21 protein-coding genes are annotated in these 21354 nt (G+C 70.6%); 13 read left to right on the plus strand and 8 right to left on the minus strand.

The window, feature by feature from the left end; genetic code table 11:
- Nucleotides 1-2 precede the first annotated feature (2 nt).
- Nucleotides 3-1997, minus strand: a complete 1995-nt coding sequence (locus CF165_RS01190) for an acetoacetate--CoA ligase (RefSeq protein ID WP_093945510.1) — start codon at nucleotides 1995-1997, stop codon at nucleotides 3-5.
- A gap of 140 nt (nucleotides 1998-2137) precedes the next feature.
- The gene (locus CF165_RS01195; protein ID WP_093945511.1) at nucleotides 2138-2767 is read right to left on the minus strand and encodes a dienelactone hydrolase family protein; all 630 of its coding nucleotides are present in this window, start codon (nucleotides 2765-2767) and stop codon (nucleotides 2138-2140) included.
- Nucleotides 2768-2913: 146 nt separating this feature from the next.
- Here CF165_RS01195 and hisC point away from each other — a divergent pair, with 146 nt between their 5' ends.
- From hisC to CF165_RS01210, 3 genes are all read left to right on the plus strand, one after another.
- A complete protein-coding gene (hisC, locus tag CF165_RS01200; RefSeq protein WP_093945512.1) occupies nucleotides 2914-3969 on the plus strand; it encodes a histidinol-phosphate transaminase in 1056 nt (351 codons plus the stop codon).
- 88 nt (nucleotides 3970-4057) lie between these two features.
- A complete protein-coding gene (locus CF165_RS01205) occupies nucleotides 4058-4930 on the plus strand; it encodes a helix-turn-helix domain-containing protein (RefSeq protein ID WP_093945513.1) in 873 nt (290 codons plus the stop codon).
- Nucleotides 4927-5097, plus strand: a complete 171-nt coding sequence (locus tag CF165_RS01210; RefSeq protein ID WP_093945514.1) for a DUF397 domain-containing protein — start codon at nucleotides 4927-4929, stop codon at nucleotides 5095-5097. Before CF165_RS01205 ends, CF165_RS01210 begins: the two co-directional genes overlap by 4 nt.
- On the opposite strand, the gene CF165_RS01215 is transcribed toward CF165_RS01210, so the two are convergent.
- Nucleotides 5090-5860 (minus strand): sulfite exporter TauE/SafE family protein, encoded by a 771-nt coding sequence (locus CF165_RS01215; protein ID WP_093945515.1) that lies wholly within the window; start codon nucleotides 5858-5860, stop codon nucleotides 5090-5092. The genes CF165_RS01210 and CF165_RS01215 overlap by 8 nt on opposite strands.
- Before the next feature lie 137 nt (nucleotides 5861-5997).
- Here CF165_RS01215 and CF165_RS01220 point away from each other — a divergent pair, with 137 nt between their 5' ends.
- From CF165_RS01220 to CF165_RS01235, 4 genes are read left to right on the plus strand one after another with little or no spacing between them, the layout of a single operon-like run.
- Nucleotides 5998-6522: an RNA polymerase sigma factor gene (locus CF165_RS01220; protein ID WP_093945516.1), complete on the plus strand. Its 525-nt coding sequence runs from the start codon at nucleotides 5998-6000 to the stop codon at nucleotides 6520-6522.
- Nucleotides 6522-7328, plus strand: coding sequence for a hypothetical protein (locus CF165_RS01225; RefSeq protein WP_093945517.1), 807 nt, complete (start codon nucleotides 6522-6524; stop codon nucleotides 7326-7328). The genes CF165_RS01220 and CF165_RS01225 overlap by 1 nt, the downstream gene beginning before the upstream one ends.
- A gap of 43 nt (nucleotides 7329-7371) precedes the next feature.
- A complete protein-coding gene (locus CF165_RS01230; protein WP_093945518.1) occupies nucleotides 7372-8061 on the plus strand; it encodes a FadR/GntR family transcriptional regulator in 690 nt (229 codons plus the stop codon).
- 36 nt (nucleotides 8062-8097) lie between these two features.
- Nucleotides 8098-8910, plus strand: a complete 813-nt coding sequence (locus CF165_RS01235) for a class I SAM-dependent methyltransferase (protein WP_205660737.1) — start codon at nucleotides 8098-8100, stop codon at nucleotides 8908-8910.
- Here the strand turns inward: CF165_RS01235 and CF165_RS01240 are convergent.
- The gene (locus CF165_RS01240; RefSeq protein WP_093945554.1) at nucleotides 8907-9404 is read right to left on the minus strand and encodes an FBP domain-containing protein; all 498 of its coding nucleotides are present in this window, start codon (nucleotides 9402-9404) and stop codon (nucleotides 8907-8909) included. The genes CF165_RS01235 and CF165_RS01240 overlap by 4 nt on opposite strands.
- 64 nt (nucleotides 9405-9468) lie before the next feature.
- Here CF165_RS01240 and CF165_RS01245 point away from each other — a divergent pair, with 64 nt between their 5' ends.
- A complete protein-coding gene (locus CF165_RS01245) occupies nucleotides 9469-10962 on the plus strand; it encodes an adenylate/guanylate cyclase domain-containing protein (RefSeq protein ID WP_093945555.1) in 1494 nt (497 codons plus the stop codon).
- Here CF165_RS01245 and CF165_RS01250 read toward each other — a convergent pair.
- A complete protein-coding gene (locus tag CF165_RS01250; RefSeq protein ID WP_093945519.1) occupies nucleotides 10950-11939 on the minus strand; it encodes a beta-ketoacyl-ACP synthase III in 990 nt (329 codons plus the stop codon). The two genes, CF165_RS01245 and CF165_RS01250, sit on opposite strands and share 13 nt — an antisense overlap.
- A 212-nt stretch (nucleotides 11940-12151) precedes the next feature.
- Between CF165_RS01250 and CF165_RS01255 the strand changes: the two genes are divergently transcribed.
- The 3 genes from CF165_RS01255 (at nucleotide 12152) to CF165_RS01265 (ending at nucleotide 13995) form a co-directional block, all read left to right on the plus strand.
- Entirely contained in the window at nucleotides 12152-12625 is a 474-nt protein-coding gene (locus tag CF165_RS01255; RefSeq protein ID WP_093945520.1) for an Lrp/AsnC family transcriptional regulator, read from the plus strand.
- 38 nt (nucleotides 12626-12663) lie between these two features.
- On the plus strand, nucleotides 12664-13437 hold the full coding sequence (locus CF165_RS51670; protein WP_240521418.1) for an MFS transporter: 774 nt from the start codon (nucleotides 12664-12666) through the stop codon (nucleotides 13435-13437).
- Between the two features lie 153 nt (nucleotides 13438-13590).
- Nucleotides 13591-13995: an SsgA family sporulation/cell division regulator gene (locus CF165_RS01265; protein WP_093945522.1), complete on the plus strand. Its 405-nt coding sequence runs from the start codon at nucleotides 13591-13593 to the stop codon at nucleotides 13993-13995.
- Between the two features lie 106 nt (nucleotides 13996-14101).
- Here CF165_RS01265 and CF165_RS01270 read toward each other — a convergent pair whose 3' ends face one another.
- A complete protein-coding gene (locus CF165_RS01270; RefSeq protein WP_093945523.1) occupies nucleotides 14102-15205 on the minus strand; it encodes a S1 family peptidase in 1104 nt (367 codons plus the stop codon).
- Nucleotides 15206-15650: 445 nt separating this feature from the next.
- Between CF165_RS01270 and CF165_RS01275 the strand changes: the two genes are divergently transcribed.
- Both CF165_RS01275 and CF165_RS01280 read left to right on the plus strand, forming a co-directional pair.
- Nucleotides 15651-18551 carry an ATP-binding protein gene (locus CF165_RS01275; RefSeq protein WP_093945524.1) on the plus strand — a complete coding sequence of 967 codons (2901 nt, stop codon included), beginning with the start codon at nucleotides 15651-15653 and terminating at the stop codon, nucleotides 18549-18551.
- A 199-nt stretch (nucleotides 18552-18750) separates the two neighbouring features.
- Nucleotides 18751-19359 (plus strand): DUF1345 domain-containing protein, encoded by a 609-nt coding sequence (locus CF165_RS01280; RefSeq protein ID WP_093945525.1) that lies wholly within the window; start codon nucleotides 18751-18753, stop codon nucleotides 19357-19359.
- A 1-nt stretch (nucleotide 19360) separates the two neighbouring features.
- On the opposite strand, the gene CF165_RS01285 is transcribed toward CF165_RS01280, so the two are convergent.
- Entirely contained in the window at nucleotides 19361-20071 is a 711-nt protein-coding gene (locus tag CF165_RS01285) for a G1 family glutamic endopeptidase (RefSeq protein WP_093945526.1), read from the minus strand.
- Nucleotides 20072-20299: 228 nt separating this feature from the next.
- On the minus strand, nucleotides 20300-21349 hold the full coding sequence (locus CF165_RS01290) for an ABC transporter substrate-binding protein (RefSeq protein WP_093945527.1): 1050 nt from the start codon (nucleotides 21347-21349) through the stop codon (nucleotides 20300-20302).
- Nucleotides 21350-21354 lie beyond the last annotated feature (5 nt).

Here is a 21354-nt window from a genome sequence, read left to right on the forward strand (position 1 = left end):
GATCATGCTTCCCCCATCCACCCCCCGGCGAGCTCCACGAACGGCGCCAGCGCCGCCGGGTTGGCCAGCGCATCGCGGCTGACGGCCCGGTCAGGAGCCACACCGGCGAGGATCTTCTTCACCGGTACCTCACACTTCTTACCGTTCAAGGTACGAGGTATCTCGGAAACCACGACGAACCGATCGGGTACATGGCGTGGTGACAGTGCGCTACGGAGCTCCTTCCGCAGCGCCGGTTCGACGGTTTCGAGCTCGACGCCGTCCGCGAGCACCACGAAACAGATCAGCTGACCGTCCTCGTTCCCGGCGGCCGAGGTGTCCACGACCAGGGAATCCGCGATCTCGTCGTAGCCCTCGACGACCCGGTAGAACTCCGCCGTGCCCATCCGGACGCCGCCGCGGTTGAGCGTCGAGTCGCTGCGGCCGTAGATCACCGCCGAGCCGCGGTTCGTGATCCGGATCCAGTCACCGTGGCGCCACAGCCCCGGGTACATCTCGAAGTACGCCTCACGCAGGCGCGAGCCGTCCGGGTCGTTCCAGAAGAACACCGGCATCGACGGCATCGGCTTCGTGATCACCAGCTCGCCGACCTCCTCGACGACGGCGTGGCCCGCTTCGTCGAAGGCGTTGACCGCGGCACCGAGCGCCGGGCAGGACAGCTCGCCGAGCCAGACCGGCACGTCGGGCGCCGACGCGACGAACGCCGCGCACAGGTCGGTCCCGCCGGAGACCGAGCAGATCTGGACGTTCTTCCCGACCTCGTTCACGATCCACCGGAAGCCCTCGACGCTCAGCGGCGCGCCGGTCGAGCCGAGCGCCCGCAACGCCGTCAGGTCGTAGCGCTCGGCGGGCTTGATCCCGGCCTTGAGGCAGCTCTGGATGAACGGCGCCGACGTGCCGAAGTACGTGACGCGGTGCTGCTCGGCCAGGTGCCAGAGCGCGTTCAGGTCAGGGTGTCCGGGGCTGCCGTCGTAGAGCACGATCGTGGTGCCGACCAGCAGGCCGGAGATGAGGAAGTTCCACATCATCCAGCCGGTGGTGCTGAACCAGAAGAACCGGTCGCCGGGCCCGAGGTCGGTCTGCAGGGCCAGTGCCTTGAGGTGCTCCAGCGTGATGCCGCCGTGGCCGTGCACGATGCCCTTCGGCAGGCCGGTCGTGCCCGACGAGTAGAGCACCCACAGCGGGTGCGCGAACTCGACCGGTTCGAACAGCAGCGGCGCGCCCTCGTGCTTCGCGAGCAGCTCGTCCCAATCGAGGGCGCCGTCCATCCGGCCTTCGCCGACGTACTCGACGAGCACGGTCGCGGCCAGCGACGGCAGCTTCGCCTGCAGGTCGGCGACCGTCGTCCGGATGTCGAACTGGCGGCCGTTGTACGCGTAGGCGTTGACCGCGAAGAGCACCTTCGGCTCGATCTGGACGAACCGGTCCGCGACCGCGCGGACGCCGAAGTCCGGCGAGCACGACGACCAGATCGCCCCGATGCTCGCCGCGGCGAGGAACGCGACCAGCGTCTGCGGGCAGTTCGGCGCCAGCGCGACGACCCGGTCCCCCTTGCCGACGCCCAGCTCGAGGAACCCCGCCCGGGCCGCGGCGACCTGCGCGCGAAGCTCGCCGTACGTCAGGTGGTTCGCGAAGCCGTCTTCGCGGTGGAAGATCACCGCCGTCTCGTCGTCGCCCTTCGCGGCGCCCGCGACGCCGGGGGTGAGCGCGTGCTCGGCGTAGTTGAGCGTGCCGCCGTCGAACCAGACGGCGTCCGGCATCGCACCCGACAGCACCTCACCGGGCTGGTCGTGCCAGCGGACGCCGAGGAAGTCCGCGACCGCCGCCCAGAAGTCCGGGCCGCGCTCGACCGAGAACTCCCACAGCGTGCGGTAGTCGTCCACCTCGACGCCGCGCTCGGCGCGCAGCCACCGGCGGAAGGCTTCGATCTTGGTGTCGGCAACGTGGCCCGGCTCGGGGCGCCAGAGCACTTCGGGGGCGTCGGCGGTGTGCGTCACGCCCCGAGCCTAATCCTTGCGATCAGGAAGTCACCGTAGTCGGAACCGACATGGAACCGCAGTTCGCAGTGGTGGCCGCCCACACCTGCACAGTGGCGCGCAGCGCCTCGATTGAGGGTGGTGGCGGGGGCATGGATGGACTACCGCAGGTGGGCGTCGAACCAGTTGAGCGTGCGCTGCCAGGCCTCCGCGGCCGCGCCGGGGTCGGCGTCGAAGCGGTGGTTCGCGCCCGGGTAGTGGACGACGTTCGTGGCGACCTTCGCCGACGCGGCGGCGTCACGCAGGCGCTCGACGTCGGCGCCGCCCGCCTCGTCGCCGGCGTCGCCGTACATGCCGAGCCACGGGCTGGTGAGCCGCCCGGCGATCTCGACCAGCGCGGGCAGTTCGGCGGCCTGCTGCCCGCCGACGCTCACCGCCGCACCGAGCTTGCGGTGCGACGCGACGACGAGGGCCGCGGTGCCGCCCAGGTCGAAGCCCATCACGCCGAGCAGGTCGGCCTGGACGCCGCGCTCGACGAGCCAGGCGAGGGTGCGGTCGGTGGCGTCGAGGAGGTCCTGCTGCGTGAGCTCCTCGTTCTCGAGGTGCGGGGTGACGGTGAGCCAGCCTTCCGTGGCGAGGCTGGCGAGCAGCAGCTTCACGCCGTCGGTGACGCCGTCCGCCTCGTGCAGCACGACCAGTCCACCGCGTAGCGCGCCCTCGGGTTCCGAGAAGGTCAGGCGCAGGGTGCGGCCGTCGGTGCGCTGGTAGTCCACGGTGCTGGTCGACGTCATTGCGTCACCCAATCACTTCGAAGTGAACGGTAGGAACTCAGTGTCGCAGGTCACTGCGCCGGTTACCGCCCGAAGGCAGTCGCGGGAGGGCGCCGGGAAAAGATACGGTGACCGGGTCGTCCCGCCGATTTCCAGGAGCGCCGAAGATGCCGTCCGTGTCCCCGCGTGCCGATCTCGAATCGTTGCCGAAGTACGTCCCCGGCCGGACGATCGAAGGCGCGGTCAAGCTGGCGAGCAACGAGGTGCCCGGCGGCGCGCTGCCGAGCGTCGCGCGGGCGATCGCCGAGGCCGCGGCGGGCATCAACCGCTACCCCGACACCGGCTCCCAGGCGCTGCGCGAGCGGCTGGCGCGCGAGCTGGACGTGCCGGTGGAGCGCGTCGCGATCGGCTGCGGCTCGGTGTCGCTGTGCCAGCAGACGATCCAGGCGGTGTGCGCGCCCGGCGACGAGGTCATCTTCGGCTGGCGCTCCTTCGAGGCGTACCCGATCGTCACGCAGGTCGCGAACGCCGTCGCGGTGAAGGTCCCGATCACCGAGGGCCAGGAGCTCGACCTCGACGCGATGCTCGCGGCGATCACCGACCGGACGCGCGTGGTGTTCGTGTGCAACCCGAACAACCCCACCGGGACGGCCGTGCGCCGCGCGGAGCTGGAGCGGTTCATGGCCGCGGTGCCCGAGCACGTGCTGATCGTGCTGGACGAGGCCTACAAAGAGTTCGTCACCGACCCCGAGGTGCCCGACGGCGTCGAGTACACGCACACGCGGTCGAACGTCATGGTGCTTCGCACGTTCTCGAAGGCGTACGGCCTGGCGGGTCTTCGCGTCGGCTACGCGGTCGCGCCCGAGCCGATCGCGGACGCGCTTCGCCAGGTGTACGTGGCTTTCTCGGTGAACATGCTGGCCCAGGTGGCCGCGCTGGCGTCCCTCGACGCGGCCGACGAGCTGCTGGCCCGCTGCCGGGACATCGTCGTCGAGCGCGGGCGGGTGCGGGAAGCGCTGCTGGAGGCGGGTTACCGGGTGCCGGACACGCAGGCGAACTTCGTCTGGCTGCCGCTCGGTGACCAGGCCATCCCGTTCGCCGAGCACGCGCTGGACCGCAAGCTGGTGGTGCGCCCCTTCGACGGCGACGGCGTCCGCGTCACCATCGGGACCCGCGAGGAGAACGACCTGTTCTTGGCCGCGGCACGGGACTTCCGCCGGTAGCTTGCCACGGTGGCAAGGCGGCGTCCGATGGGTTGACCTTGCCGTGGCGCTGAGCCGTTTCGTGGGTGGAACGGCTTAGCTTCCCGGCATGAGTGAGCGAGACCGCGATTCGTCGGCGACCGGCCGGGAGATCGGCGACGAGCTGAAGCGGTTTCGCGTCGGAGCCGGGCTTCTGGCGTCCGATCTCGCGGACATGCTTGGCTGCTCGGCCAGCAAGATCTCGCGGATGGAGAGCGGGGTTCGCGGTTACTCCGAGCTGGACGTGACGATGTTCCTCGCCACCTGCCGGGCGTCCCGCGAGGATGTGGTGCGGGTGCTCGATCTGGTTCGTGAGCAGGCCGACGGTTACCGGATCCGGCCGCACCGCGAGCAGCTGCCGGACGAGCTGCGGTCGTTGATCGTGACCGAAACGCAGGCGACCGAGATCATCGAGTTCGAACCGCAGATCATTCCGGGAATTCTGCAGATCGAAGACTACGCCCGCGCGGTCTTCCGGTGGTTCGGCCTACGCGACGAGACCGGCATCGACGTTCGTGTCCAGGCCCGGCTGCGCAGGCAGAAGTTGCTGCGGCGAAGGGATCCTCCGCGATTCACGTTCTACATCCAGGAAGCAGCGCTCCAGGCGAAGGTCGCCAACGACCAGGTCATGCACGAGCAGATCCTCCACCTCCTGCTCACGTCCTCGTTCGAACACTGCGTGATTCGTGTGGTCCCGGAGGCCGCCTGCCCGGCGGGTGTTCTCGGCGTGGGATTCAGGATCATGCGCTACAACGAAGCTCCGGTGGTCGCCTACGTCGAGAACCAGACCGCGAGCTTGTTCCTGGAAGACCCAGCCGACTTGGAGGTGTACCGCCACGTGCTCAAGCGACTGGCCGGTCACGCCCTGGATGGAGGACAATCCCGGGAGTGGCTTGCCGCACTGGCAAGCGAGTACGACCGAGCGAAGGACGAAACGCGATGACCTCCCAGTGGCGCAAGAGCAGCTACAGCGGCGGCAACAACGGGAACTGTGTCGAGGTCGCGCTGAACACCGAACTCGTCGGCGTCCGGGACTCGAAGGCACCGGCGTCCGGGGAACTCGCCGTCCCGGCCGAGGCGTGGGCCACGTTCCTGCGCGAACTCAGCTGAACTGCTTGACCACCAGCTGGATCACGGCGGCCACACCGATCACCACGATCACGCCGCGCAGCACCGCCGGCGGCAGTTTCCGGCCGATCTTCGCGCCGAGGAAGCCGCCGGCGGTGGAGCCGACGGCCAGCCACAGCACGACGGGCCAGCTGATCGGCGCGACGAACGCGTAGATCACCCCGGCGACGACGTTGACGACGGCGGCGAGGACGTTCTTCACGCCGTTGAGCTTCTGCAGCGGCTCGGACAGCAGCATCCCCATCACGGCCATGAGCATCACGCCCTGCGCGGCGGTGAAGTACCCGCCGTAAATGCCGATGAGGAAGATGAAGAACATCAGCAGCGGGCCGGGCTTGTGCTCCTTGCCGTTCTGCTCGCGCCGCTCGGCGACCCACTTCGACACCTTCGGCTGGATGATCACGAGGATCACGGCCAGCCCGACGAGCACCGGGACGACGGCTTCGAAGGCGTCCTTCGGCAGGGAGAGCAGCAGGATGGTGCCGCCGATGGCGCCGAGGAACGAAGCGACGGCGAACTGGGCGACCCGCGGCCAGTAGCCCTTGAGCTCGTGCCGGTAGCCCCAGGCGCCGCTGAGGGTGCCGGGCGCGAGGCCGATCGCGTTGGACGTCGTCGCCGTCACCGGCGGATAGCCCAGCGCGACGAGTACGGGGAACGTCACCAGCGTTCCCGACCCGACGACGGCGTTGATGGTGCCCGCCCAGATGCCGGCGACCACGATGATCGCCGCGTGCCACCACGTCATGAAGCATTCACGTGCGGAGCCTAAGCATCGTCGCGGGCTCCCGCGACGCGGATGTGTCTGGTCAGACATTCACGCGACGATGCAGCGCTTCGGCCCGCCGGTGCGTAAGGAGCGGTACCTGACATGAAGGAGGCCCGATGCGGGCAGCCGACGAGGATCGGTTTCGCGAGTTCGCCAGGGACAACGCCGTGCAGCTGCGTCGCTACGGCTACCTGCTGTGCGGCGACTGGCACCTGGCCGAAGACCTCGTCCAGAGCACGCTGCACAAGCTGTACGGCGCGTGGCCGCGCATCCGCGGCACCGACCGGCCGATGAGCTACGCGCGGCAGACGCTGACCCGCTGCTGGCTCGACGAACGGCGGCGCCCGTGGCGGCGGTCCGAGCGTCACACCGGCGCGGTGCCCGACGTCGAGGACGCGGCGGCCGACCCGGCCGTGCTCCAGCAGCACGCGGGCCTGCGCGCCGAACTGGCCGCGGCGCTGGCGACGCTCGCGCCCCGGCAGCGGGCGGTGCTGGTGCTGCGGTACTTCTGCGGCCTGCCGGTCGCCGAAACCGCCCGCGAGCTGCGGTGTTCTGAGGCCACGGTCCGAAGTCAGGCCACCAGGGCGCTGCGAACCCTCCGCGGCGCCTTCCCCGGTTCCTTGGCAGAAAGCGAGCTGTGATGGACGAGCAGATGCTGGCCCGCGAGTTCACCGCGGCCGTGCGCACCGAACCGCCGCTGGGGTTCGACCCGGACGAGGTCGTCACCCGGGTCGCCCGCCGTCGCCACCGCCGTCGCGCGATCCTGCTGGCGTGCGCGGGTGTCGTCGTGGCCGCGGCGGCCGTCGCCGTCGCCTTGCCCGGGGCCGACGTCCCGGCCCCACCGGCGTCGCCCGGGGTTTCGCCGCGGATCACCCCGTCCGCCGGGGAACGCTGGTGGCCGCCGTCCGGCCGCGAGATCCCCCAGCCGACCGACGCGCGGATCAAAGCCCGGGCCCCCCAGGTCGCCGAGCACCTCGAAGCGATCCTGCGGAAGATGATGCCCCCCGCCGACCAGATCCGGCGCGATACCCTCACTTCCGGCCACTTCGGCGGCATCATGCCGACCAGCCAGCGCGGGGTGAGCATCACCGAGCACGGCGGGCCGGAAGACAGCGGCTACTACCTCACGGTCGACGTGTACGTGCCGACCAACCCGGTGACCCGGTTCCAGCCCCGGCAGCTGTGCGCCGAGATGAAGAACCAGATCAGCCCGTCGACGACCTGCCGCTACGCCGACGTCGGCACCGGCGGGATCCTGATGACGTCGGAAGCGGACACCACCGACCGGGCGGGCACGCTGCAGCACAGCATCACGGTGACCGACTTCCGGGCGGACGCCAGCTACGTCGTGGTCAACTTGGGGGGCACGGTCGGCGTCACCGGTCCGCTGCCGTTGACCGCCGAGCAGCTCGCGACCTTGGCGAGGGACCCCGGGCTGAAGCTGTAGCCGGGTGGCCACCGGCGGTTCCGCGAGCTGAGAAGATGGGCCCGTGGACACCGAGCAGGTCTGGAGCGCGACCGTCGACCGGCTGCGGTCGCGGATCGACTCCGGCGACCTGCCGCCCGGCTCGCGGCTGCCTGCCGAACGCGTGCTCTGCGAGGAGCTCGGCATCAGCCGGGGGTCGCTCCGGCAGGCGCTGCGCGTGCTCGCCTCCATCGGGTACGTGCAGATCCGCGCCGGCTCCGGCACCTACGTCCGGGAGCAGCAGGAACAGCCGCTGCGGACCTGGTTCACCGAGCACGACCAGCTCGTCGAGAAGCTGTTCGACCTGCGCGCGACCGTCGAGCCGACGCTCGCCGAGCGGCTGGCCCGGCATGCCACCGCGAAGACCGTGAGCCGGCTCGAGGACAACGTCGCCGAGATGGCGCGGGCCGCCGAGGACGGGGACATGCTGCACGTCATCGCCACCGACGCCGAGTTCCACCGGGTGATCGCGCAGAACGCCGGCAACGACGACGTCGCCGGGCTGCTGCGGTCGGTGCTCGCGCTCGTCGGCGAGGAGCGGCGGGCCGCGCTGCGGCTGCCCGGGCAGATCCGGAAGGCCGTCGACGACCACCGCGCCATCCTCGACGCCATCCGCCGGTCCGACCCCGCCGCCGCTCGTGAGCTGACCCTCAAGCACCTGGTCGACGCCAAGACCTACGCGCACGACTACGCCGCCCACCCCGAAGAGCGCTAGACTTTTCACAACATTGTGAAACTTCTGGGGGTCGTGATGGAGAAGGTCCACTTCACCAAAGAAAAAGCCACCAACCTGGCCACGCTGTACGGCCGTGCGCTCGACTACCGCAGCGCCCGCCCGATCCTCGGCGACAAGGCGGCCGACGACGCCGTCCGCCGGATCGACTACGACTTCACCAAGATCGGCATCTCCCCCGACCGGGCGGTCTCGGTCGTCCTGCGCGCGAAGCCGATCGACGACTGGGCCGCCAAGTACCTGCGCGAACACCCGGACGCGATCGTGCTGCACCTGGGCTGCGGCATGGACACGCGGTTCCAGCGCCTCGCGCCACCGGAGACCGTGCACTGGTACGACGTCGACTACCCCGAAGTCATCGAACTGCGCGAAAAGCTGTACGACAAGGCGCCGAACCAGACGCACATCGCCTCGTCGGTGACCGACTTCGGGTGGCTCGACCAGGTGCCGCCGGACCGGCCGGCGCTGATCGTCGCCGAAGGTCTCACGATGTACCTGAAACCCGAGACCGGCATCGAACTCTTCCGCAGGCTGGTCGAGAAGTTCCCGTCGGGCGAGCTGATCTGCGACCTCTTCAGCCGGACCGCGATCAAGACCCAGAAGCTCAACGGGCCGGTGCGCAAGGCGGGCGCGACGCTGTACTGGGGCGTCGACGACCCGCGCGAACTGGAGCGTTGCGGTCTCACGTGCGAGTCCTCTTTGGACGCCGGACACTGGGCGACCCCGGACGTGCTGGCCAAGATGGGGCCCGTCACCCGGTTCCAGCTGCGCATGCTGAAGGTCTTCCCGGCCCTGGCCCGGACGGCGCACATCGTGCGGTACCGCTTCTAACGCGACTCCAGCACCCGCGCGACGAACTTGTGCAGCTTCTCCTCCATCCGCGTGATGCGCTCCTCGAGCGTGAGTGTCTCGAACGGCTGGGGCACGTCGGACTTCAGCTCGCCGCGGACGTACTGGCAGCAGCCCAGGTTGCCGCAGGCGTACATGCCCAGCGTGTTGCCGTCGCGGCCGGACTTCCCGGCGCGCTTGCCGGAGAACAGCGTGATGTCGGCGAGCCCGTGGGTCGTCGTGCAGAAGCCACAGATGTTGCTGCGCAGGCGTGACTTCGGGGGAGCCGCGGCCCGCAGGGCAAGCCCGACCACCTCACCGCCGTACGGCAGCACGAGGTAGGCGCGCGCGGGTGCTTTCGGATCGCGCCAGCCGAGGAACTCCCGCTTCTCCCACGGGATTTCTTCGGGCCGGGCGGGCAGCGTCACGCCCTTGGCTTCGCCGCGGGTGCAGTTCACGAACGAGGCCCGGATCTCGTCCTGGCCGAGTGGGTCCATGATCCGCACGGTAACCATCAGCCATCGGCGGTGGCCACGCATTTTCGGCCGTACGATCAACGCCGTGCGCAAGATCGCCGTGAGCAACTTCCGGGTGGTGTTGCGCACCAGCCTGGGCTTCGCCGGGCTGGGTGTCGGCTCGAGCGTCGCCGGGTCCGGTGTGGTCGCGCTGCTGCTGGTGCTGCAGGGCCTGCCGAAAGACGTCGGCGACCACGGCTGGATGCTCGGCCTGACCGCGGCCGGCATCGTCGCCGCGGCGCTGCTCGTCGGGACAGTGTGGACGGCGTGGCTGCAGCGCCGCACCGCGATCTGGTTCGTGCTCGGCCGCCCGCCGTCGGAGAGCGAGGCGCGACGCGCGCTGCGGCTGCCGGTCGACATGGCGGTGGTCAGCGGCACGCTCTGGCTCATCGGCACCGTGGTCCTCAGCGGGCTCGCCGGCGTGCTGGGCTCGGCCGGTGACGCCGTGGGCATGGCGACGGTGATCGGGCTGGGCGGCCTCACCACCGTCGGGCTGACCTACCTCGCCGCCGAGTGGGTGGCGCGGCCGGTGATGACGATCGCGCTGGACGTCCTGCCGCCGCACGGCTCGCTGCCGGTCACCGTGCTCACCCGGCTGATCGTCACGTGGGCGCTGGCCAGCGGCGTCCCGTTCGTCGGCGTGCTGCTCATCGCCACGCCGCCGGACCTGGGCTCGGGCGACCACACGGGGACCCTGATCACGCTGTCGGTGATCGGCCTCGGCGTCGGCGCGATCGGGACGGCGCTGCTGGCCAGGGCGGTCGCGGCGCCCCTGCACCGGCTGCGCGTCGCGCTCGACGAGATCGCGCGCGGCAACACCGAGGTCGCGGTCGACGTCGACGACTCCAGCGAGATCGGCCTGCTCCAGACGTCGGTGAACCAGCTCGCCGCGGGCCTGCGCGAGCAGGCGCGGATGCGGGACCTGTTCGGCAGGCACGTCGGCGCCGACGTCGCCCGGCACGCGCTGGAGTACGGCGCGTCGCTCTCGGGCGACGTCCGCGAGGTCACGGCGTTGTTCGTCGACGTCGTCGATTCGACCGCGCTGGCCTACCGGACCCCACCCGAGGACCTGGTCAGGAAGCTGAACCGGCTGTTCGCCGCGGTCGTCTCCGCGGTGAACGCCCGCGGCGGCCTGGTCAACAAGTTCCAGGGCGACGCCGCGTTGTGCATCTTCGGCGCCCCGACCCGGCTGGCGGACGCGCCGACCGCCGCGCTGGCCGCGGCCCGCGCGATCCGCGACGCCGTCCGCGAGAGCGGCGAGCTCGACCTCGGCATCGGCGTCTCGAGCGGCCCGGTGTTCGCCGGGCAGCTCGGCGCCAGCAGCCGGCTCGAGTACACCGTGATCGGCGACGCGGTCAACGAGGCCGCGCGGCTGACCGAGCTCGCCAAGGCGGTCCCGTCACGGATCCTCGCCAGCGACGCCGTCGTTTCGGGAGCCCTGCCCAGCGAAGCCGCGCACTGGGAGAAGCACGGGGAGCTGGAGCTGCGCGGCCGCCAGGAGGCGACGCCGACCTGGACGACCGGCCCTCAGGCAGGCTGACCCAGGTCCGGCCAGCGCAGCACCGTCGAGCCCCAGGTCAGGCCCGCGCCGAACGCGCTGAGCAGGACGCGGTGGCCGGGCACGAGCGTGCCGTCGGCGCGGGCGTCGGCCAGGGCGAGCGGGATGGACGCGGCGCTGGTGTTGCCGACCCGGTCGATGTTGGCGACGACGGCGTCGGCCGGCATGCCGAGCTGCTTCGCCGTCGCCTGGAGGATCCGGATGTTCGCCTGGTGCCCGACGAAGCGGTCGACGTCGCCGACCATCCAGCCCGCGCGGTCCAGGACCGTCCGCGACGACTCCGCCATCCGCGCGCAGGCGTGCCGGAAGACCGCGGTGCCCTGCATGGCGACGAACCGGTCGGCCGGGTGCTCCGAAAGCCGCTTGCGGGCGCCCCCGGCCTCGACCCACAGCAGCTTGGCGTGCTCGCCCTCGCTGTGCAGGTCGAAGGGACCGAAGGCGCCGGGCTCGTCCGCGTCACCGGCGCGCAGCAGGACCGCGCCCGCGCCGTCGCCGAAGATCGGCACGGTGGTGCGGTCGGCGGGGTCGATGAGCGTGGTGAAGGTGTCGGCGCCGATCACGAGCACGCGCTCGGCCACCCCGCCCGCGATGAACCCCGCGGCAGTCGCCAGCGCGTAGACGAACCCGCTGCACACGGCGTTGACGTCGAACGCGGCGGCCGTGCCGAGCCCGAGCCGGGCGGCGACCTGCGGGGCGCTGGCCGGACAGGGCTGGTCGGGGGTGGCGGTGGCGAGGACGACGGCGTCGGCGGAACCGCCCGCGAGCGCTTCGCGGCCTGCCCCGACCGCGAGGTCCACAGTGGACTCGCCGGGCCCGGCGATCCGGCGCTCGCGGATCCCGGTGCGGGTCCGGATCCACTCGTCCGAGGTGTCGAGCCGGGCGGCGATTTCGTGGTTGTCCAGGACTTTCGTCGGCAACCACGAACCGAGGCCGGTCAACACGGCGGCAGGTGCGGGCACGGGACAGCCTCCCCACGCCGGCGGGTTGGCGAGCGACCGGCTGGTCTTCCACTTGTATGGGCTACCCCCTGGTAGACCGGCGAGTTGTGTTCCAGCTCACTTAAAAAGTTGTTTCATCTTCCTCTCGGACGGAGTAGTGAGCACCGTCACGGTCGGGGGGCGCCGGGAGTGATCATCAGCGAATCGTCGGTGGTGGCCGTTAGCCTGCTGAGGTGCAGACACCCGACCTCGACCAGCTGGACATCGCCATCCTCGCCTGCCTCCAGGCGGACGCCCGGACCATCGCCGAGACCATCGGCGCGAAGGTCGGGCTCTCCGCCGCGGCGGTGCAGCGGCGGATCAAGCGGCTGCGCGAAGCGGGCGTCATCGAACGCGAGGTGGCGGTGCTGTCGCCGGACGCGCTCGGGCTGACCATGACGTTCGTGGTGATGGTCGAGATGGAGCGGGAGAACCTCGAGGTCATCGACGGGTTCCGCCGCCAGGTCCTCGCCGACGACTGCGTGCAGCAGTGCTACTACGTCACCGGCAACGCGGACTTCGTGCTGATCGTGACGTGCCCGGACATGGCGGCCTTCGAGGCGTTCACCCGGCGGATGTTCTTCGACAACCCGAACGTCCGGCACTTCACCACGAGCGTGGCGATGGACCGGGTGAAGGTGGGGCTCACCCTGCCGCTGGACCCGTAGCCCCTGCCGCTCGCCCCGTATGTTGCAGCGCTGCCCACCTGGGGGCTCACGCAGGGCGCGGACACGGACCGCGTGCTGGCGACGCAGACCGTCAGCCGGTTCGCGGGGGCGGGCCTCGGCGCGGCGGCGATGGCGCTGCTGCCCACCATCACGAGCCCAGGGGCGTTCCACCTGCTGGCGTACGCGAACGCGGCGAGCTTCGCGGTCGCGGCAGTCCTGCTGGGGACCGGCCGTTCACCGGGTTCTGCGTCACGCACATGGCCTTCACCCTCGCCAGCGCGAGCAAGTTCTCCGTGCTGCCGATCGTCGTCCGTGACGTCCTGCACGGTCCACAGTGGATCTCCGGGACCGCGATCACGCTCGGCACGGTGGTCGTCGTCACGGCGCAGCGGCCGATCGTGTCCCTGCTGGCCCGCCGCAGCAGGACGACGGGGCTGATCGGCGCCGCGGCGCTGTTCGCGGTCGGCTTCGCCCTGCTGATCCCGTTGGAAAAGGTCTCCCTGCCGACGGCCACCGTGGTGATCCTCGTGACCAGTCTCGGTTTCTCGGTCGCCGAGGCGATGTTCGGCCCGACGGCCACCGCGGCGGCGGCCGCCGCCGCCGCACCGGGCGCCGAAGGCCGCGCCAGCTCGATCTTCCAGCTGTCCTGGGGCCTGCCCATCGCGCTCGCGCCCGGCCTGCTCAGCGTCAGCAACGCGCTGACCTGGTCGATCATGGCCCTGACCTGCGCGTCCGCCGTTCCCGCGCTGCTCGTGCTGCGGAAGAAACTGCCGGACGCCCTGCGGGAACCGTCACCAGCCGTGGCCGGCTGAGCGCAAGGGGTATGTGCCCGGTGTTACACCACAATGGACGGATGCAACCGATCAAGTGAACGTGAGAGTTTCTCCGTCATGACCGAAGGCCCTGGTCATCTCGTTGTCGAACAGTTCGCGCCGCCGAACCACCGCGAGACTCCAGGAGGGGCCGTGCACACCGACGCCGTACACCAGAGCCAGTTCGTGCTGCTGAACGAGAGCACCACGCCCGTCCTGTCGCGCCTGTCCTACCACGCCGACGAGCCGTTCGCGGTGACCGTGGCGTTCCGGACCGAGCGCGGCCGGTGGATCGAGTGGACCTTCGCGCGTGACCTCCTCGTGTCCGGCCTCGACGAGCCGGCCGGTCTCGGTGACGTCCGGATCCGCCCGGACCTGTCCGACGACGAAGACTTCCTCACCCTGGAAATCGAGTCACCGGACGGCTATGCGTCGTTCGAGCTGGAGATCGAAGACATCCGGACGTTCCTCGAGGCGTCCTACGAACTCGTGCCGCTCGGCGAGGAGAGCGCGCACTTCGACGTCGACGGGCTGATCGAGGAGATCAGCAACGTCTGACCCTGAACCTCCCATTCCCGCGGCGAGGAACGAAGGGCGGGTTTCGGACGCGCTGGAGGCGCCCGAAACCCGCCCTTCCGCCGTTTCAGCGTGTTTCAGCCGGAGTTCAGCTGGTCTTCAGCGTGGTACCGGTGCCCGAAAGCGCGGCGCCGATCGGGAAGAAGTACGTCACGGACGTGTTGCCGCCGGACAGCAGGCCCTGCGCCGAGTTGCCGGCGATGAAGCCGCCGCCCGAGTCACCGGCCGCCGAGCGGACGTTGGTCGCGGTCATGCCGTAGACCGTGCCCTCGGAGTAGCGGACGGTCTGGTTCTTCGCGCCGATGGTGCCGCAGGTCCAGCCGGTGGTCGAACCGGCCTTGCAGACCGACGTGCCGGTCGCGGCGTTGGACGAGCCGCGCACGGCGGTGCCGTTGTTCATCTGCGCGAGCGGGGTCCAGTTGCTGTTGGTCCGGACCGCCGAGTAGTCGTTGGTCGGGAAGCTGTACCGGCCCCACGAACCGAGCGAAGCGCCGTTCGACCCGGTCAGCGCGCCGGCGCCGGTGAGCGCGGCGCAGTGGCCGGCACTGAGGAAGCCCGTGGTCGTGGAGAACCCGACGGAACAGCGGGCGGAGCCGCCGATGTAGTACGGGTCGCCGCCGCGGATGTTGGCGTACACGGACGGCTGAGCGGACGTCTCGACGACCGTCACCGCCGACTTGTCCACACCGGACTTGGCGAGGAACGCGTCCGCCGCGCCGCGCTGGCCCTGCAGCACGGAAAGCGTGACGCGGTTGGTGGCGGAGTCCACGCCCCAGCCGGTGATCGCGGCCGGCGCGGCCTTCTCGCCCGCGTTCAGGACACTCACGGTGGAGTCGAGCTGGCGGGCGCTGAACTTAACGACCTGCGCTTCCGCGCCGGCTTCACGGATCTTGCCGACGAGCGCGGCGTTCGTCGTCTCGACGTGTGCCTTGCCCGTGGCGGCGTTGTACGTCGCGCCGCCGAACGCGTCGCCGAGCGCCGCGCTGAGGCCTTCGGTGACCTTGTTCGCGACGTCCTCGCTCTGCAGCCGCGAGAGCGCCTGGTCGTGGGTCAGGCCCAGGTCCCGCTGCATCGCGGGCACCATGTCCGGGTTCAGCAGGTCCTGGCCCGACGCGGGGACGGCGGTCGCGGCGAGCGCGCCCGTCGCCATGACCGCGGTGGCAGCGGCACCGAGAAGTCTCGCGATCTTCATGCTTCTCCCTAGATGGTTACGCGCGGCTCCACACCGGCCACGCAGTGGTACTCCCCCGAGTGAGCGTCCCCGCAGTGGGCGTTACGGTGCAATCCGGGCGCACGGCGAATGGGTATACGCATTCACCGAGGACGAAACCCCTGCTCCAGCCGGACTCAGGCGCCGCCGTCACCCGGTCGGACAGGTCCGTAAGTAGGGTTTCTGTGAATTACTTTCAGTAGTCACGCAGCGCACACGAACGCGTTAAGCGACGTTCGAACGTGCGATCCACCGAGGTTTCGCACGTACGGTGACCCGTTCCCGCCGGTTCCCACAGCAAACCGGTGACGGCCGGTAGGCGGACGTGTGGGCACGGCATCGGCCACGTATTCGGTGAAAGGTTTACGGACGGATCAACGCTGCTTAGGCTCCGGCGCACAGTCTCCGGTGCGTCGAGGAGGGTCATATGTGGCTGACCGCCCCCCGCCCGACCTCGGTTTCCATCCGCTCCGGACCGGCGAAGCTCACCGGCCGCGACGCCGAGCTCGACGCCATCGCCGACGTGCTGCGGCGGCGGCCCGCCGTGGTGCTCATCGAAGGCGAACCGGGCATGGGCCGGACCCGGCTGCTCGCGGAGATCGGGCGGCGCAAGGAGTTCGACGGCGGCCGCGTGCTCACCGGAGCCTGCCAGCCACTGCGGGAACCCTTCCCGTACGGGCCCATCCTGGAAGCGCTTCGCTCGGTCGGCGACACACCGCTCGGTCCGCTCAGCCCGGTCGCCGGCGTGCTGCTCCCGTTGCTGCCGGAGCTCGCGGAAGCGCTTCCTCCGCGGCCGGAACCCCTCGCCGACCCGGTCGCCGAACGCCACCGCGTGTTCCGCGCGGTGCGGGAACTGCTCCAGGCCTGCGGGCCGACGCTCGTGCTGATCGACGACCTCCAGTGGGCCGACGAGGACACCCGCGACCTCCTGCGGTTCCTCGCCGGGGCGATGCCGCCGGAACTGGCCGTGGTCGCCGCCTACCGATCCGCGGCCGACGCCGGGTGTGTCACGCCGTTCAGGGCCGCCCCGGCCGTCCACTCGGCGCGCGTCGCGCTGGGCGCGCTCGACGTCTCCGCGGTGCGCGAACTCGCGGTCGAAATCCTCGAACTCCCGCGCGTCACCGACGAATTCGCGGCGAAGCTGCACGAGTGCACGGCCGGGATCCCGTTCGTGGCCGAAGAAACCCTGCGGGCGCTGAAGGAGGCGGCCGAGCGGCTCCCGGTCGGCGAAGTCCTCTCCGACCGGCTGCTGGAGAACCTCGAAGTCCCCGCGCTGCTGCGGGAAGCCGTCACCGAACGGCTTTCCGCGCTGCCGGAGCCTGCTGTGCGGCTGGCGGGAGCGGCCGCGGTCCTCGGTGTCGGCGCCGACGCCGACGTCCTCGGCGAACTGGCCGGGCTGACCGGTGACGCCCTCCGCACCGCGCTGCTCGCGACGTTGTCCGCGCGCGTGCTCGGGGAAGCCGGCGACGGCAAGTACGGCTTCCGGCACCCGCTGGCGCGCAAGGCGGTCTACGACACGGTGAGCGGACCGGAACGCGCGTTGCTGCACGCGCAGGCGATCCGCGTGCTCGCCGCGCAGCCGTCGCCGCCGCTCACCCTGCTGGCCCGGCACTCCCGCGCTGCGGGCCGCGTCGACCAGTGGCGGCACTACGCCGAAGCGGCCGCCGACGAGGCGATCAGGAGCGGCGAGACGTCCCGCGCGATCGACCTCCTGCAGTCGGTGCTCGCCGAACCCGGTCCGTCCCAACCGGACATCGGGCGCGTGGCGGGCAAGCTGAGCCAGGTCGCGCTGCGGGGGTTCCGCCCCGACGTGATCGGGACGCTGGAGCGCGTCCTCGAAGAGGTGACGCTGCCACCGTCGGTCCGCGGCTCGATCCGGCTGAGCCTCGGCATGCTGCTGGTCCGGACCATCGGCGGGCTCGGCCGCGGCCGCCTCGAGGTCGAGCGCGCGGTCGGCGAGCTGACCGACCGGCCCGACCTCGCCGCCCGCGGGATCACGCTGCTCGCCCAGCCGATCGACGGGCTGACGCCGTTGTCGTGGCACGAATCCTGGCGCGCCCGCGCGGGCGACGTGTACGAGCGGCTCGACGACCCCGAGCTGCGGCTCGCCCTGACCGCCGACCGCATAGCGGCCGCGTCGCACGTCGGCGACGGCTCGGCGTGGACGGAGTTCGAAGCGCTGTCGGACACCGTCGGCACGGTCGCCGAACGCGTCCAGCTGGCCCGGCTGTGGTGCAACCTCGCCGACGGTCAGTCCTGGGCTGGGCACCTCGACCGGGCGGAGCAGCTGGTGACCGAGGGCGTCCGGCGAGCGACCGACGCGGGCGCGTTGTACGCGATCGGCCTGATCCAGGGCACCCGCGTCCGGCTGGACTGGGTGCGTGGGCGCTGGACCGGGCTCGCCGAAGCCGCCGAGCAGCTGCGGGACAGCTACCCGGAGCTCGGCCCGATCGTCATGGAGTCTTCGCTGGTGCTCGGCGGGCTCGCGGCCGTGCGCGGGGAGTTCGCGGCCGCGCAACGGCACCTGACCGCGGCGAGCGTGCACGCGCCGGACCGCGGTCCCATCCCGGTGGTGCTGTCGGCCGCCGGGGTCCTGATCTCGGTGCTGCTGGCGACCGACGACGTCGACGCCGCGTGCGCCGCGGCCGACACCGCCGTGGCCGCGGCCCGCCGCAAGGGCGTCTGGATCTGGGCGGCGGCGCTCGTCCCGGCGGCGGCCCAGGCGTACGCGCGCGCCGGGCGCTGGCCGGAGGCCGACAGCGTGGTCGAGGCGTTCGCGCGCGGGATCGAGGGCCGTGACGCGCCGGTGGCCGCGGCCGCGCTGGTGGCCGGACGCGCGGTACTGCTGGAGGCCCGCGCGAAGCACCTCGCCGCGGCGGCGCTGTTCGACGAAGCCGCGTCGGGGTACGCGACCCTGCCGATGCCCTACCCCGCGACAGCCATGCGGGAGCGGGCCGCGATATGCCGGCTCGCCGCGGGCAACCGCGAAGCCGTCGAAGAGCTGACGGCGGCGGCCGAGGCGTACGAACGGCTCGGCGCCACCCGGGATGCCGGCCGGTGCCGTCACCAGCTGCGCGAGCACGGCGCGTGGGCGCCTTCGCAACGCGGACGGCGCGGGTACGGGAGTGAGCTGTCCCCGCGGGAACGCGAGGTGGCGCGGATGCTCGCGGAGGGACGGACGAACCGGGAGATCGCGGACGGGCTGTTCCTCTCGCCGCGGACCGTGGAGCAGCACGTCGCGAAGGTGCTTCGCAAGCTGGGAGCCCGCTCACGCACGGACGTCGCCCGCAAGCTGCCCGGCACGGTCACCACCGCCCCGGCTTCCTAACGCCCCAATGTGGCGTTGGTTGCGTCCAACGCACCGAACGCCACATTGGGTGCGTTGGACGCACCGAACGCCACATTGGGGCGTTAGGGCCGGGTGCGCGGTGGCGGGGTGGGCGGCGGGGACCTAGCGTGAGCCGGTGACTGAAGAGGCTCTTCCCGCCTGGCGACGGCGGACCACCGGCGAGACGCGCTGGCCCGCGATGGGTGTCGTGGTCGCCACCCTGGTGCTGCAGGTCGCCCTGCCCGAGGACATGGCGCTGCACCCCCGGTGGCTGCTGCCCGCCGTCTCGGGGCTGCTCGTCGTCGCGCTGTTGCTCGCCAACCCGGGCCGGATGACGCACTTCAGCGCGGTCGAACGCACCATCTCGCTGCTGCTCGTCGGGGCCGTGACCGCGGTGAACGCGTTCTCCGCCGTGTCGCTCGTCTACGACATCGCCGCCGGCACCATCGGCGACCGCGCCGGTGCCGTCCTGGTCACCGGCGGGATCGTCTACTGGACGAACGTCGTCGCCTTCTCCCTCTGGTACTGGGAGTTCGACCGCGGCGGCCCCGGCAAGCGGGCTGCAGGCCGGGCGCAGTTCCCCGACCTGCAGTTCCCGCAGATGGCCGACCCGGACCTGGCGCACCAGGACTGGGAACCGTCCTATTTGGACTACCTGTACTTCTCCTTCACCAACGCGGCGGCCTTCAGCCCCACCGACGTCATGCCCCTGCGGATCTGGGCCAAGATGACGATGATGCTGCAGGCCGTCGTCTCGCTGGTGCTGGCGGTGATGGTGGTCGCCTGGGCGATCAACAACCTGAAGTAGCTCAGTGCCGCGAGATCGTGAAGCTCTGGCCGTCCGAGCCGATGGCGCCCGGGATCCACGTGTACGTACCGCGGTCGTCGGCGTCGAGGCCGGACGGGCTCGTCGACGCCAGGTTCGTCCCGTTGAACTTGACGCCGGTGAACTTCACCCCGCCCGAAATGCTCGGGTACGAGTCGGTCGGCGACTCGATGATCGCCTCGGCCGACGCGTGCCTCGACGTCAGCGACTTCGTGGTCGACTTCGACCAGCCCTTGGTCGTGTCGGACAGGTCCAGCCGGTAGGTGTTGGTGGCGGTGCGCGTCACCGTCGCGGTGATGTGGTCGCCGGCGCCGACCGAGACGTTGTAGTACACCGGCGCGGCCGGGTACATCTCGTACCAGGCCGAGTAGACCGGGTGCCCGCTGGAGCAGTCGGTCTCCACGCCGGTCTGTTCCACAGTGGACGATCCGTCGCCGTCGATGCCGACCCACGGCGCGAACAGGTCGTTGGTGGAGTTGCAGGTCACCGAGGGTTCGGTCCAGCTCGCGGTGGCCGTCGTGAAGCTGCCGAAGCTGACGTAACCACCCCAGTTGCCGCCCGCGAACTGGTGCCCGTGGAAGTGAGCGCCGTACTCGACCGCGGCGTGGGCGGTGCCCGACACGGCGAGTCCGGCGGCGGCTGCTGCGGCCGCCGTGAGCACGCGGACAGTGCGCGACGAGAGGAATTTGGACATTCGGGGACTCCGTTCACCGAGGGGGACCGGGAAAGCCGTGTGTCCAAGTGTTGGATTCGCGCAGGCCAGAAGGTAGCTACTTTCGAAGGGTCTTCACATTCCGGGAAAGACTCACCATTTGCCGGATTTACGTCGTGTTGAACGAAAAGACCCGTGAAGGCCTCCGCGGGGGAAGAGGCCTTCACGGGTCATGTCGCTCACCTACCGCCCGGTCAGGTGAGCGGGGCTTCAGCCCTGTTTCGCGGCCGCGTCGACGAACTCCGTCGTGTAGGTCTTCGACAGGTCGATCGAGGCCTTCTTCGGCTTCACGTTCTTCGAGAAGCTCGAAAGCACCTCGAGCACGTTCTTCGCGCCGTCGGCGTCCATCTTCCCGTCGCCGTTGAACATCCCGATGCTGTCCTTGACGGACTTGACGTACAGCGCCTGGTCACCACCGCTGTAGGACGGCGGCATCTTCGCCGCGATCTCCTCCGGGCTGTGCTGCTTGATCCACTTCAGCGTGGCCACGAACGCGTTGGCCAGCTTCTGCACGGCGTCCTTGTTCCGGTCGACGAAGTCGCAGCTCATGTACAGCGACGACGCCGGGTACAGCCCGCCCAGCGCGGCCTTCGTGCCGTCGACCGTCCGCAGGTCGTACAGCACCTTCGCCTTGCCCGTGTTGGTCAGCTGCGCGATGGTCGGGTCGGTGGTCATGCCGCCGTCGATGCCGCCGTTGTCCAGGCTCGCGATGAACGTCTGCCCGGCACCGACCTTCACCGGCGTGTACTGGTCGGCGCCCACCCCCGCCTTGGCCGCCAGCGCCTTCGTGAGGAAGTCGGTGGACGACCCGAGCGACGTCACGCCCAGCTTCTTGCCCTTGAAGTCGGCCGAGCTCTTGATCTGATCGGCGTTCTTGGTGCCGACGACCTCGGCCTCACCCGGGATATTGGCCAGCTGCACCACACTCTTGATGCACTGGTCCTTGGCCTGCAGGTCGATCGTGTGGTCGTAGAACCCGACCACGCCCTGGACCTGACCGGCGACGAGCGCGGTCTCGGCGTTGGCGCCCGACTGCTCGCTCTGCAGCTCGACGTCGATGCCCTGGGCGGCGAAGTTCCCCAGCTGCTGGGTGAGCATGGCGGGCAGGTAGATGACCTTTTCCAGGCCACCGACCATGATCGTGACCTTGGGCTTGCCGCCCTCCCCCGTCGCGGCGACGCGGGAGTCCTGGCAGGCGGTGGTCAGCGCCGCCACCACGGTCAGCGCGGTCACCGCGCCGGCGATTCGGCGAATCCTCATCGATT

The organism is Amycolatopsis vastitatis, from assembly GCF_002234595.1.
Taxonomy (GTDB): Bacteria; Actinomycetota; Actinomycetes; order Mycobacteriales; family Pseudonocardiaceae; genus Amycolatopsis; species Amycolatopsis vastitatis.